The organism is Glaciecola petra (genome assembly GCF_031846345.1).
GTDB lineage: Bacteria > Pseudomonadota > Gammaproteobacteria > Enterobacterales > Alteromonadaceae > Glaciecola > Glaciecola petra.
The window spans coordinates 570,922-585,303 of the sequence record NZ_JAVRHX010000001.1; the positions used below are offsets into that span (position 1 = coordinate 570,922).

The following is a 14,382-nucleotide window of genomic DNA, read 5'->3' on the forward strand; positions in this document are numbered from 1 at the left end:
TTAAATTATATTGCTGATATACGCAATCGAATAAAGACTCTTACCAAATTTCAAAGTCGCTATATACAATGTAAGGAGGCATTTTTGATAGGTCATAATACAACTTTACTATTCCTTTTTTTATCGACCTTTTTTTGCACTAATAGTGTCACATACTCTTATCAAGGCTAGTGTTTTACTCTATAATTCGGCCTGTCATTAAACGTCCTTTTTAATAAGCTCTCTATTAGAGTATTTGGCACTGCTAAATATTAGCTTTCCTATTGGTGAAATTACTATGTTAACTCTTTTTGGTTCGTCTGCACTCTCTACTTTTGCAAAGCAAAACTTGGTAGACAAACTTGAAATTTCTTCGTTATCGCTTGGTGATATTGATGCGCGGTTTATACATTTTGTGGATACAAGTGCACCGCTCGATGCAAGCGATATGACAACCTTAAAAAGTTTACTTACTTATGGCCCTAAGGAAGAAAAAAAGGATATAGCAACTAAAAATAATGCATTAACATTTGTAGTCACACCGCGAATAGGCACTATTTCTCCATGGTCAACTAAGGCAACCAATATTGCTAATAACTCTGGGCTTAAAAGCGTTTTGCGTATTGAACGAGGCATATTGTATAGCTTTACAGGACTTGACCCCAAATATCAAAATGCGGTGACAGCACATATTCACGACCGTATGACGCAAATGATATTACCTAGTATCGATAATGCAAAAAGCTTGTTCGAACAACAGTCACCTAAGCCATTAAAAGAAGTTGATGTTTTGTCGAAGGGTCGAGAAGCGTTAGTAGACGCGAATAAAGTATTAGGCTTAGCGCTTGCTGAAGATGAAATTGACTACTTGTTAGAAAACTTCATTAAATTAAAACGTAATCCTCACGACATTGAGCTATATATGTTTGCGCAGGCTAATTCTGAGCATTGTCGGCATAAAATATTTAACGCTGATTGGACTATCGACGGTAAACAACAGCCAAAATCGCTGTTTAAAATGATTAAGAATACTTACGAAAAGACACCTGAATATGTCTTTTCAGCCTATAAAGATAATGCCGCGGTTATGCAAGGCTTTGATGCAGGTAGGTTTTATGCCGATGCAACAAGTGGTAGTTATCATTATCACCATCAAGCCATTGATATTTTAATGAAGGTCGAAACACATAACCACCCAACTGCGATCTCGCCTTACCCCGGGGCCGCAACCGGTTCCGGTGGCGAAATAAGAGACGAAGGTGCAACAGGCCGTGGTTCAAAACCTAAAGCGGGTTTAGCCGGATTTAGCGTATCTAATTTAAATATACCGCAATTACCTCAAGCATGGGAACAGCCTTATGGTAAACCTGAGCGAATTGTTGATGCGTTAGAAATTATGATTCAAGGTCCATTAGGTGCAGCCGCTTTTAATAACGAGTTTGGACGTCCCAATATATTAGGATATTTTCGTACTTACGAACAAAACGTGAATAGTTTTAATGGGCAAGAAGTACGTGGTTATCATAAACCCATTATGCTAGCGGGTGGTTTAGGTAATATTAGCCGTGACCACATAGAAAAGGGTGAAATAACCGTTGGTGCAAAATTGATTGCTCTTGGTGGTCCAGCGATGAATATTGGCTTGGGCGGCGGCGCGGCTTCTTCGGTAGCATCTGGCGAGTCAAATCTCGATTTAGATTTTGCTTCAGTGCAGCGCGAAAATCCTGAAATGGAACGCCGATGTCAAGAAGTGATAGATAGATGCTGGCAACTTGCTAGTGACAATCCGATACAATTTATTCATGATGTTGGCGCGGGTGGCCTATCTAACGCATTTCCAGAATTGGTGAACGACGCAGAACGCGGTGGCATTTTTGAATTAAGAGACGTGCTTTGCGACGAATCTGGCATGTCCCCACTCGAAATATGGTGTAACGAGTCACAAGAACGCTATGTATTGTCAGTGGCCCCGGAAAATATGGAAGTCTTCACAACAATATGTGAACGAGAACGCGCTCCGTTTAGCATTGTAGGAGAAGCGACAAAATCTCGCCATTTAACATTAAGTGACAAAAAATTTGGCAATAAAGCGATCGATATGCCACTCGATGTATTGCTTGGAAAACCGCCTAAAATGCATAGGGACGTTCAGTCTTCAACTAGCACGGGTGACGATTTCGATGCACAAAATATTGATTTAGCAGACGCTGCTGAACGGTTAATGCAACTACCAACCATCGCAGAAAAAACCTTTTTGATAACCATTGGCGATCGCAGTGTTACCGGCATGGTTGCGCGCGACCAAATGGTGGGGCCATGGCAAGTGCCTGTCGCCGATGTTGCAGTAACAACCAGTGCTTTTGACGCATACTATGGTGAAGCTATGGCATTGGGGGAGCGGACACCTGTGGCTCTTCTTAACTATGCTGCAGCAGCACGATTAGCAGTAGCAGAATCATTGAGTAATATTGCAGCTGCCGATATAGGTGACATAAAACGTATTAAGTTATCAGCCAACTGGATGTCGGCGGCTAATCACCCAGGTGAAGATGCTGGCTTATACGAAGCCGTAAAAGCTGTTGGAGAAGAACTTTGTCCGGCGCTAGGTTTGGCCATACCTGTTGGCAAAGATTCAATGTCGATGAAAACGGTTTGGCAGGATAAAGCTGAGGAAAAATCCGTCACCGCGCCATTGTCATTGGTGGTCACCGCTTTCGGTGCTGTCAAAGATGTTCGTCGTACGCTTACCCCGCAATTGAAAAACCAAGCAAGCCATTTGATATTAATCGATTTAGGTGCAGGAAAACAGCGCATGGGCGGTTCTTGTTTGGCGCAAGTGAATAAGCGTTTAGGTCATACGGCACCAGATGTCGATTCGCCCGAGCAGTTACTAGCATTTTTTAACGCCATACAAAGCTTAAATAAAAAATCGCTTATCAGTGCTTATCATGACCGTTCAGACGGTGGTTTATTTACAACGCTTGTCGAAATGGCGTTTGCCGGTAACCTTGGTCTCAATATTGATATTTCAGCCCTTGCCATTAACGCGACTCAACAATCATACGCAAAGGCTTTATATAACGAGGAATTAGGCGCTGTTATTCAAGTATCGGAAGAGAATTTGGGCTCAGTAAAAGAAACCTTAGCAGAATATAATTTAAGCGATATATGCAAAACAATCGGTAGCGTTGTCGATGCCGACGAAATTAAATTTATGGCGCATGGTAAAGAGATTTTATCGAACACAAGAACCCATTATCGCATGTTGTGGGCAAGCACTACTTTTGCCATGCAAAGCCTAAGAGATAATCCAGCATGCGCAAAACAAGAGCACGAAAACAAAAAAGACATAAACAATCCAGGCTTACATGCATCCCTTAGTTTTGATATCAATGAAGATGTGAGCGCGCCGTTTGTTGCTCGGAACGTGCAGCCAAAAGTTGCTATTTTACGCGAACAAGGGATTAACTCCCATGTTGAGATGGCTGCAGCTTTTCATAGGGCAGGCTTCGATAGTATTGATGTTCATATGAGTGATTTGGTCAGTCAAAAATATGATCTTATGAATTTTTCAGGCCTTGTTGCATGTGGTGGCTTCTCATATGGGGACGTGCTTGGTGCTGGTGAAGGCTGGGCAAAATCAATTTTGTTTAATTCGCAGTTGCGTGACATGTTTAGCGCCTATTTTAACAAAGAAGGTAATTTTTCTTTAGGTGTTTGTAATGGTTGCCAAATGTTGTCTAATTTAAAGTCTTTAATACCGGGCGCAGAACATTGGCCTCACTTTGTTGCAAATGAATCTGCAAGATTTGAAGCACGTGCGGCGATGGTAGAGGTGCAACAATCTAATTCTGTTCTGTTACAAAATATGCAGGGTTCGCGCATGCCAATTGCTGTTTCACACGGTGAAGGGCGGGCTGAATTTACAAGTAACGAATCATTTGAGCAAGCAAATAATGCATTAGTTGTGCTTCGCTATGTCGACAATTATGGCAATGTGACTCAGCAATATCCATCCAATCCTAATGGTTCCCCTGCAGGCATAACTGGGTTGACGAGTCGAGACGGGCGAGCAACAATCATGATGCCTCACCCAGAACGAGTATTTAGAGCCGTTACTAATTCGTGGGCTGACCCCACTTGGGATGAAGACAGCCCATGGATGCGAATGTTTAGAAATGCAAGAGCGTATATTGCTTAAAGACTCGGCAAATCAATAACGAGCTTGATGTCTTTCTCTGTTAATTTGTTTTTGATTTGCATGCTTTTTGAGTAAAACATACACGCTGCCTAAGCCGCCATGTTGTTTTAAAGCGGTATGAAAGGCAATGACAGCCTCCATTTCGTGCAGCCATTGGTTGACATAGCTTTTCATAAATGCGGGGAAGGGCTTAGAGTTTAGGCCTAAACCATGCTCAATAAGAATGGTCCTAATACCTTTTTCATGACAAGCAGTGATAGTATTGAAAATGCCTAGTCTGGCGTCGTCAAATTTAAGTCCTTTTACGCTAAAACGAGAATCAATTTGATATTTACCTAAACGGAGGTTTTTATATACACCGTCTTGAACACCGTCTTGCTTATAAGAGAGAAAGTCATGCGGATCTAAAGGTGTCACGTAATCGATACTTAAGCCGTTGTCATCTAACGCAATTTGTTTTTCTAAGGCTTCTCGTTTTAACTGCTGCGATAAGCTTGATCGTTTACCAGCAAGAGTATTTGCTCTATTGGGAGTGTTTAATGGCACAACCCCATCCATTCCCTGCATTTCCTGCAAGAATTCGCTGTTAGTATCAGAAGAATTCGGCATCATTTCGCTCCTGTATCATTCAATCTGAGAATATTCTATTATCAATACGATCTAAATAAGCCAATGGAACAATCTATTAAAATTGGTAAATAAGGCCAATTCGCGCTTCTACATTGTCCTCAACAAAGCCAACCGCATCTTCTATTTTTTTACCCAAGGCATTTTCAACATTGAAGCTTATTTGCAATTGCTTTTGCAAGTTCAACTTTACGCTAGCTCCAAGGCTTGCATAGCCGGGTAAACGCACAAATCCAGTTGCAATGGAACTGTCAATAAAGTCGTCACGAAAATCAACAAATAGTGTGGTTAAGACATTTTTATATGTAGCATCAAGGCGCAGATTGCCACTTATTTTAGGACGTTTTCGCAGCACTATATCTTGTTCTGCTTCTATTTCAAGGTAGCGCATATCTGCTGAAATACTGATGGCGTTGCTTAGCTTGGCGTTAATATCTAGCTCTACGCCTGTTGTATCAACATTATTGCGGTTAACATTGGTAAAAAGTTCTGCGTCAAAGTCGACCAAATTTTCAAATTGATTTTTAAAGAAGACGATACTGTATTGAATGTGTTGGTTAAACTGACTAATAAAACCAGCTTCAAAATTATTACTCAATTCGGGTTTGAGCTCACTGTTGCCAACCAAAGGGTGGGCCAATGCGAAAAAACTGGGTAGCTTGTATCCTTGGTTGACCATGGCGAAAAAATGAGTATTTTGATTCAATAAATACTCTGCACCAAACCTATAGGTAGTCTCATCGGCAAACTCTTCGGGCGAATCATACCTTGCGCTTGCTTCAAAAGTCCAATTGCGCACTTGATGTTTTGTTTCAATATAAATTGAATTAATGTCTTGTGAAAAATCATAATCTACCGGCAATGGAAATCCAAAATCTAAGAAGCCTCTATTGCTGCCATCTTGATGGCGTATTGTTGACCCTACGATTGTTTTTGTGGTGTTACTCACGCTAATAGTTGAAAATACGTCAAGTTCGATACGCTCATACTTTGACGTAATTATGCTTGAAGGAATACCTGAAAAAACACCATCAACTATTCCCGGGTTATCAATTTTTTCGTGTCTATTGAGGCTTGATAAATTGATATTGAAACTCAACTCAGGCTTGTATGCATACTTTGCGCTTAACCCTACGATGGATTGCTTACTATTCCTTTGCTCCGGAGCCTCAGGATTGGCAAATAAACTGGCCCCAGAATCTTCCGAGAAACCATTTACGTCAGTTTGGTTATAGGTTAATAGACCGGTCAAATTAAAAGTAGACTTTTGATAAGCCGTTTTTAATAAAATTTGTTCCGAGTGTAATGCCTCAAAATCAGAAACAGTTTTGTTTCTGGTCGAAATTGATGCCAATGTGCTTAATTCGTCGTTTAATTGAAGACTAGCAGTGGCACTTGCATTTAGTTGTTCTTGTTGTCCAATTTCAAAAGAAAGTGTGGGTGCCGTTGTATCTCGTGTGACTATATTAATAACACCACTGATAGCATCACCGCCGTATATTGTATTAATACCACCTCGATACACTTCTATACGCTCAATAGATGCGGGGTTGATTTGATTGAAGTCAAAACCTCCTCCACGACTATTAGTTGTATCATTTACCGCAATACCATCTATGGTTACTAAGGTGAAGTTGAATTCGCCGCCTCTAACACTTACATAGGAAAGGCCACCCGCATTACCATTTTGGGCTACGTCAACATGTGGGAGTCTGGCAAGTAATTCGATAGTTGACGCCGGATTGATTCGGGTAATTTGTTCTCGAGATAATACACTTGAAGCACCAATAGGGTCTTCATTTAGTCGCGAACCACTGACTTGTATAACTTCAATTGAGCTTATGTTTGGCTTTGTCTGTGTTGCATATGTTTTGTGGAATATTAGTGTCGCACTCAATATTGCTAAAACGACATACTTTAAGCTCATTAATGCTACTTCCTAAATGCTTAATCAAAGTTTAAGTAGAAATGGCCAGCCCTGAGGGACTTGAACCCCCATTTAGACCTTAGGAGGTAAAGCCCTGCGAAGTGTCGGCATTTGTTATAGACCTACAATAAGCGGGTTTAATAGGTATGTCAAAGGCTGTAGCCAAGTTGACATGTTTGACGATTAGAAACGTTTTATCCCTATGGTCACGGACACGAAAAGTCCGTGACAAAAATGCTTGATTTTAAGCATTTTTGACCCCTGCGAAACTCTAAATAGCTTAAGTAAAAATACTTTTGATGTAAATGTTGGTATTTTAAAAGCATGCATCTGATAATTCATTAGCAAAAAACTAAAACGTTGAATGTACTTCTTGCCTAAACATTTGCATTAAATTGGGCTAAGTTGTTTTTATGGACTCATTAGTTTACGTTGGTACGTATTTTACAATTGCAACAAAATTTTATACTGTTAAACCTCAACCTTATTTAGGCGTACTTCTCTCTGAAGATTTCAAAAGCCTGTAACTAGCTGAGCACTAAAATGAGTTTTGATTACAAAACACGCATTAACACCGAAATTAAAGAGTCATCTATTGGTCGCTTATTAGATAAAATGTCACTAGAAAGCGTATTCTGTACTCATTCTCAATTTTCTATCCCTTGGGGCATTGAAATGCCACTTATGGATAACTGCATGATGTTCCACTTGGTTATCAATGGTAACGCACGACTTTGTGTAAATGATGAAAAATATGAACTCAATTCAGGTGAGTATGTTCTGCTTCCTCGAGGTGAAGGGCATATTCTGTCTTGCGGAACATCTAGTTTCCATACAAATTTAGCAGATTTACCAATTGAAATAATTAATGATAGATACGAGCGTCTTAAGTTCGGTGGAGGCGGTAATAAAACAGAAATGCTTTGTGGTGCAATTGTATTTAAACACCCACTTACATTAAGGTTACTTGATATGCTTCCTGATAGCATTTTGGTAAAACAAGAAAGCGCTAGATACAGTGAGTTAAAATCAATAATAGACTTACTCGAATTAGAAACAAGTAATTCAAGAGATGGCAGTGCTGGTGCTATTTCGCGCTTGGCTGATTTACTCGTCATTACTAGCCTGAGAGAGTATATCGAAAATAATGATACAGAAGAACTAGGCTGGGTTGGCGCATTAGAAGACTCTCGTATATCAAAAGCAATCGAATTGGTGCATCAACAACCAGCAAGGCACTGGAATTTAGAGGATTTAAGTTCTGAAGTGGGTATGTCTAGAACCTCCTTCACCACGGAGTTTAAAAGGCTAGTCGGCAATTCACCGATGGAGTATTTAACTGAATGGCGAATGTCTTTAGCTTATGGAGACTTGCAAAATACAAAAGCGTCAATATTACAAATAGCCCTCGATTACGGATATCAGTCAGAATCTGCATTTTCTAGAGCATTTAAAAGAATAATTGGTCACTCTCCTAGCATTATCAGAAAGGAAGTATCCTTCTAGTGAAGGTGTTTTATCGCATTTGCTAAGCTACAAAACTGTCAAAATAATCTCTTTATAAATAAGCGTGATATCGCTACTCACATTACTAATATCTAAACATCCAAAATAGAACGTTCAATCAATTATTTTGACCGATAGGTTTATTATGTATTTCTGTTTCTTGGAAGAATAAGCATTATCGAAAATAACTATTGGTTGAACAATAATGCCTTTTTTTACCCATTTAAATCAAAACAGTGACATCACAGATATCACTTGGAACAACCGAAGCCGGTTTGCACCTATTGATAAATTTTCTGAAAACATTATGCGTGGCTCTTCTGAGCTTTCAATCGAAACGCGAGAACTAATTGCAGCCTACGTTTCTGCTTTAAACGAGTGCAGCTTTTGTACTGGTGCACATTTAGCAGTGGCAAATCAATTTAGTGTCTCGAGTAATTTACTCGACGAGCTACTTGAAAATATTGATAACTCATCACTTGACCCAGTATTTAATCCACTATTTCATTTTGCATACAAACTCACGACAAACCCGAGTCGTATGGTTCAAAGCGATGTCGATGCGATTTTAGCAGCTAAATGGTCTGCACAAACGGTTGAAGACCTCATCTGCATTGTCAGTGCCTTTAATTTTTTCAATCGTCTACTCGATGGGCATGGCATTAAAGGAAACGAAAAAGTTTACCAAATGGCAGGCGAGCAACTAAGTCAAAAAGGATACAAAGTCCCCTTTTTTATCAAATTGATCAAACCACTTATCGACCGTCAAAAGAAGAAATATTTTGATGAATAATACCTATAGACTAACAGGAGGAATAAAATGAAAGACATTAAAACAATACTTGTGATTGGTGCCAGCGGTAAGACCGGAAGTGCGGTTTATAATCGTTTATTGAAGCACTTACCAAATGACAAACTAAAAGCCGCAAGCAGAAGTTCAAGTACTCAATTTGATTGGAACGACGCTACCACTTGGGAGTCTGCGTTGCAGGATGTGTCTCATGTTTATCTGACCTATTACCCTGACTTGGCAATAGAGGCTTCAGCTGCACATATAAAAGCATTTTGTGACTTAGCTAAGTTGATGACCGTCAAACACATTACTTTACTCTCTGGACGCGGTGAGCCTGCGGCTCAAACTTGCGAAGGTATTTTGATTGATTCTGGTCTTAGCTGGAACATTGTGAGGGCATCTTGGTTTAGTCAAAATTTCTCTGATGGCTTTTTTAAAGGTTTCATAGACGCAGGTCACATTGCTCTGCCTGTTAAAAACGTTAAAGAGCCGTTTATTGATATCGAAGATATTGCGGATGTGGTAGTAGAATCTCTGCTAAATCCAGAAAAACAGAATAAGCTCTTTGAAGTAACAGGCCCAGAATTACTAAGTTTTGATGATATTGCTGCACAATTCACAAATATATTGGGTAGGGAAATTAAATTCAGTACAGTTAGTAAGACTGATTTTAATAACATGATGTTAGCCCAAGATATACCAGAGGATGTGTTGTCACTGCTTAATTTTTTATTCACCGAGGTGCTAGATGGCCGCAATGAATATGTGACTCATGGGGTGGAAAAAGCGCTTGGTCGACCTGCAACGTCTTTTAAAGAGTATATAGCTAATAACAAAACGCGATTTTAATAATAGTCATATTGACAGCTATCGCTTAAGGTGAATAAAAATAGCGATAGTTGTTAAACAATATACAAGACGACCTCACTCTTAGTTGTTAACTTGTCCACAAACTGTAATGTTAAAACTGGTCCCAGTGAGGCGTGTCTCCATAATATCTGCTGATAAAGTCAATAAATGTTCTGAGTTTGTTGGCTATCAAGTTTCTATGAGGGTAAACAACATACAACCCCATTGCGTCAGGTTCATACTCCTTCAATAATACTTTCAATTTTCCGTGCTTTATTGCTTCGCCGACAAGAAATGTGGGCTGCAATGCGTATCCCATTCCTGATATTGCTGCGTCTACCAAAATGTCTCCGTTGTTACTCGAAAAGCTGGTAGCTTGATCTTTAACCGCATGCTTAAGGGCACTATAAAGAAGATTAGATGGATGATCATAGGACATGTAGCCATAGTGAAGAAAATGCTTAGGTATAAGCTGTTTAGGATGTTCTGGTGTTCCGTGAGTTTTTAGATACTCTGGAGAAGCAACTAACACTAGTCGTATTGATGTTACTCGCTTAGCAATGAGGGAAGAGCTTTTTAAATGTCCAATTCTCAAAGCTAAATCAAATCCCTCCTCAACTAAATCAACTTTACGATCATTTAACTGTAAGTTTATCCCCACTAATGGATAGTGCTTTTTAAAGTCATTAATTAAAGTAGATAAATGCTTTATTGAAAATGATACAGGTGCGTTAATGCGTAATAGGCCTGTAGCTTGGCTTTTTAACTCTCCAAGCCCACTTTCCATATCTTCTAGGCGTTCAAGTATTTGTCTAGCGTGAAGCAAACATTGTGCACCAGCTTCAGTTAGGCTTACAGAACGAGTCGTGCGGTTAAACAATCTTACTCCTAAGTGTTCCTCTAAATCTGAGACATATTTGCTGACCAATTGATTGGACATGTCGAGCTTGTCTGCTGCACGGGTAAACCCACCTTCTTCTGAGACTGAAATAAAGGCTTTCATCGTTTCTAATCTATCCACACGTCACTCTATTTTTAGTTTATTGCAAACATTATATTGGCAATCATTCAATAAATACACCGTTTATCAATAATAGTTTTGAAGGTAATCTTATTTCCAAGCTGTAATCAGCTAAACATAAAACATAAAACATAAAACATAAATCTTAAGAGGAAAAAACAATGAATAAATTAACGCTAAATAAATTACTTATATCAAACGCGGGCATAGGGTCACTGGTGTTACGCATCCCTGTTGGCATCATTTTGGCGGCTCATGGGGCACAAAAACTATTTGGCTGGTTTGGCGGCTACGGTCTTGAAGGCACTGGACAATGGATGGCAAGTATCGGTTTGGCTCCTGGTTTTCTAATGGCATTTTTGGCTGGTAGCGCTGAGTTTTTTGGCGGATTAGCATTAATTTTTGGCATGTTAACACGACCCGCCGCAGCAATTAGTGCATTTACTATGGTCGTCGCTATTTTTAGTGTGCACATTGGTAATGGCTTGTTTATGAGCAATAACGGTTATGAATTCGCATTAAGCCTTTTAGCTGTATCAGTTGCATTAACTATCCAAGGTGGTGGTGCTTGGTCAATCGACAATAAACTTAGTGCTTTGTTAAATACTAAATAGAAAACAATAAATACGTTCTAGTTTTGAAATCATGTAAACCGTGCGTTTTTAGCTGATGTTCGAAGCACATAAAAAATAATGAGGAAATATCATGTTAGTTAACGGAAAATGGCTAAGTAAGTGGGATCCAGTACAGAAAAAAGACAGTGAAGGTCGCTTTATTCGTCAAAGTAGTGTCTTCACACAGCGAATTACTGATGCAGAGTCAGCAGTTGAACAAGGCCTTAGACTATACGTCGCTTATATTTGCCCTTGGGCCACCCGCACCCTAATCGCGCGCTCTTTACTAGGGTTGGAGGAGATAATTGAGTTAAAAGTGCTTGAGCCACAACTGGGCGATTTAGGGTGGAAATTTGGGTCATTTCCAGGGGCAACTAAAAGCGGTATTGAAGGTGTCGAATTTGCCCACCAACTTTATACCATTACTGATGACCAATATACAGGTCGCGCCACAGTGCCAATCCTTTGGGACATGCAAAATAATAAGATCATTAACAATGAATCTTCGGACATATTGCATATTTTTAATGAGGATTTAAGACCTATACACAATTCAGATATTGATCTTTACCCAATGGAGCTTCAACAAGACATTGACGCTTTTAACGATAGTATCTACGAAAGCGTAAACAACGGTGTTTACCGAGCGGGCTTTGCATCAAGTCAACAAGCTTATAATGAAGCTATAGTGTCTTTATTTGAACGTTTAGAAAGCTTAGAGCTGCATTTTCAAAGTAATGATTATGCAGTGGGTAAGCAGTTAACACAAAGTGATATTCGATTGTTTGTTACATTGACCCGTTTTGATGTTGCTTATCATGGACTATTTAAAACAAATGTTAAATCGATTAGCGAATTTCCTGCTATATCAGCTTATTTAGAGCGTTTATTAAAAATTGAGGCGTTTGCAAAAAATACTCGTATAGATCACATCAAAGCAGGTTATTACTCAATTAAAGCTTTAAACCCATCACAGATTGTGCCGCAAGGACCTGAGCTCAATTGGTTTAAATATTTACCTAAAGGGACATAACATGGCATCTTATTTTTCTATGCATAAGCATAGGTGTTGTTATATGTAGAATGCTAAATCAAGGTATCTTGAAAGCTGAAGAGATGTAGAGTGCCCTCAATAATGTACTAACTGCAATGAAGTTGGGTCAAATGGTAAATATATCTCTATTAGCATTGAGTATTGTTTAGCTAATCATTTAGGAGGACATATGCCCGATTTCACACTTTGGTATCTAACAGAAACAATCATTAAACTGGCCATGATCACGATGATTGGCCTGTATTTCATTTTTAGTAACACCATCATGCATGCATTGTCGAGTGTAGACAATGGAGCTGAAGTGATGGTTATAATCAATAAAAAGATTTTGAACCCCTTGTTCTTAGGCTGTTTCTTTTTATCTGGCGTGGGTAGCCTAAGTTTATTTTTCTTAAGTTCAGGACTCACTTCGGCTGCAGGTATTGTCTTTTTTATTGGCACCGTTGCGGTAACTGTGGTTTTTAACGTGCCGCTTAATGACAAGCTTAAAGATGCACAAAAAACTGAAATAAAAGGTGTTTGGAAGGATTATCTTTCCAAATGGGTTGTTTGGAACCATGTGCGCACTGGTTGCGGCGTTGTTTCCGGTTTATTGCTTTGTTTGTAAAGGTTTAACATAACAAATACACCAAAAAATGAAAGGAGACTTCGGTATGGACAAGATTTTCTTGGGGATTAAAGGGCATGTTGTATGCTTAGACAAGTTAACCGGCAACGAGCTTTGGCGTCAAAAACTAAAAATAGATTGGGGAAAGCCTACGATTGTGGTTTATTCTGAAGAGTTATTTGTATACTTGGGCGGCACTTTTTATTGTCTTTCTCCTGAAACCGGTGTGGTTAAATGGGAGAATCGACTAAAAGGGCTTGGTTCAGGCTCTTGTGTTATCGCGGTTTCAGGAAAAAGTGCCGATGTAGAAGCCGGATCTGCTGGACAGGCTGCAATGGGTGAGATTATCGAGACAGTGGTTGATTTCACTACTTAGTCTATTTTCACATCTACTTCACATTATAAACGCTAATATTGTATCCCCTATTAATTATCTTATTGGCATATCATGAAACTGAAGTCTTCCATTTTAGTCGTTTTTTTAGGAGCGACATTATCTGTTATTACAACGAATTCATTCGCCAAGAGTGAAAGCGAACCGAAAAAATATCAGCAGTCTCCAGAACTTCTTAAGCAAACCATCGCCAAGGCTATCAGAGATTTTGAACTAACACCTCGTGAAGATTGGTCTTATATAGTGTCACGCTATGAGAGCGAGGAAGGCGATATCACAAGAAGTATCGAACAATACGACCCTCTTTTAGAGGGTACTCAAAAATGGTCACTTCTGAGTAAAAATGGACAAATGCCCAGTCAAACAGAGCAACAGGCATTTAAAGATTCCAAAAGAGAGAAATTAGAAAAAAAGGGCGAGCAAACTTTTCATATAAAACTGAGTGAAATTATTCACGTTGATAGCTTGGTGTTGCTCGATGAGAGTGAGAGCCTTTTAAGGGCAAATTTTCGCGTTAACCTGAGTCAATTAGGTGATACCGCCACCGAAAAGCTATCAGGAACACTCTTGTTTAATAAACAGCAAGCATTCATTGAAAATATCCAAATAGTCAATAAAGAGGCTTTTTCACCCATGTTCACTGCTAAAATTACGGATTTCAGTCTGAACTTGAGTTTTCTTAAAATCGACAAGGCTATTTTACCGCATCAGCATGCATTGAGCATGAATGGGACGTTTGCGTTTTTTACTGATATCGACGAAGAGTCATTGGATACCTATTCTAATTATCAAATTAGAAAGCAATAAATT

At 39.3% G+C, this 14,382-nt stretch carries 12 protein-coding genes; 9 read left to right on the forward strand and 3 right to left on the reverse strand.

What is annotated here, in order from left to right:
* Positions 1-277 precede the first annotated feature (277 nt).
* Positions 278-4,180 carry a phosphoribosylformylglycinamidine synthase gene (purL, locus tag RM552_RS02520; protein WP_311367220.1) on the forward strand — a complete coding sequence of 1,301 codons (3,903 nt, stop codon included), beginning with the start codon at positions 278-280 and terminating at the stop codon, positions 4,178-4,180.
* A gap of 12 nt (positions 4,181-4,192) precedes the next feature.
* Here purL and smrA read toward each other — a convergent pair whose 3' ends face one another.
* Together smrA and RM552_RS02530 are read right to left on the reverse strand one after the other, a co-directional pair.
* Positions 4,193-4,792, reverse strand: coding sequence for a DNA endonuclease SmrA (gene smrA / locus RM552_RS02525; protein WP_311367221.1), 600 nt, complete (start codon positions 4,790-4,792; stop codon positions 4,193-4,195).
* Between the two features lie 73 nt (positions 4,793-4,865).
* Entirely contained in the window at positions 4,866-6,734 is a 1,869-nt protein-coding gene (locus RM552_RS02530) for a TonB-dependent receptor plug domain-containing protein (protein ID WP_311367222.1), read from the reverse strand.
* A 543-nt stretch (positions 6,735-7,277) separates the two neighbouring features.
* On the opposite strand from RM552_RS02530, the gene RM552_RS02535 reads away from it, so the two are divergent.
* The 3 genes from RM552_RS02535 (at position 7,278) to RM552_RS02545 (ending at position 9,882) form a co-directional block, all read left to right on the forward strand.
* Positions 7,278-8,240, forward strand: a complete 963-nt coding sequence (locus tag RM552_RS02535; RefSeq protein WP_311367223.1) for an AraC family transcriptional regulator — start codon at positions 7,278-7,280, stop codon at positions 8,238-8,240.
* A 205-nt stretch (positions 8,241-8,445) separates the two neighbouring features.
* Positions 8,446-9,033 carry a carboxymuconolactone decarboxylase family protein gene (locus RM552_RS02540; RefSeq protein WP_311367224.1) on the forward strand — a complete coding sequence of 196 codons (588 nt, stop codon included), beginning with the start codon at positions 8,446-8,448 and terminating at the stop codon, positions 9,031-9,033.
* 27 nt (positions 9,034-9,060) lie between these two features.
* Positions 9,061-9,882: an NmrA family NAD(P)-binding protein gene (locus RM552_RS02545; RefSeq protein WP_311367225.1), complete on the forward strand. Its 822-nt coding sequence runs from the start codon at positions 9,061-9,063 to the stop codon at positions 9,880-9,882.
* Between the two features lie 112 nt (positions 9,883-9,994).
* Here the strand turns inward: RM552_RS02545 and RM552_RS02550 are convergent, their stop codons facing one another.
* On the reverse strand, positions 9,995-10,903 hold the full coding sequence (locus RM552_RS02550; RefSeq protein WP_311367226.1) for a LysR family transcriptional regulator: 909 nt from the start codon (positions 10,901-10,903) through the stop codon (positions 9,995-9,997).
* Positions 10,904-11,064: 161 nt separating this feature from the next.
* On the opposite strand from RM552_RS02550, the gene RM552_RS02555 reads away from it, so the two are divergent.
* From RM552_RS02555 to RM552_RS02575, 5 genes are all read left to right on the forward strand, one after another.
* Positions 11,065-11,517 (forward strand): DoxX family protein, encoded by a 453-nt coding sequence (locus RM552_RS02555; protein ID WP_311367227.1) that lies wholly within the window; start codon positions 11,065-11,067, stop codon positions 11,515-11,517.
* Positions 11,518-11,608: 91 nt separating this feature from the next.
* Positions 11,609-12,550, forward strand: a complete 942-nt coding sequence (locus RM552_RS02560; protein ID WP_311367228.1) for a glutathione S-transferase family protein — start codon at positions 11,609-11,611, stop codon at positions 12,548-12,550.
* Positions 12,551-12,740: 190 nt separating this feature from the next.
* A complete protein-coding gene (locus tag RM552_RS02565) occupies positions 12,741-13,178 on the forward strand; it encodes an anthrone oxygenase family protein (RefSeq protein WP_311367229.1) in 438 nt (145 codons plus the stop codon).
* A gap of 46 nt (positions 13,179-13,224) precedes the next feature.
* The gene (locus RM552_RS02570) at positions 13,225-13,554 is read left to right on the forward strand and encodes an outer membrane protein assembly factor BamB family protein (protein ID WP_311367230.1); all 330 of its coding nucleotides are present in this window, start codon (positions 13,225-13,227) and stop codon (positions 13,552-13,554) included.
* Positions 13,555-13,626: 72 nt separating this feature from the next.
* Positions 13,627-14,379 carry a hypothetical protein gene (locus tag RM552_RS02575; protein ID WP_311367231.1) on the forward strand — a complete coding sequence of 251 codons (753 nt, stop codon included), beginning with the start codon at positions 13,627-13,629 and terminating at the stop codon, positions 14,377-14,379.
* Positions 14,380-14,382: the final 3 nt, after the last annotated feature.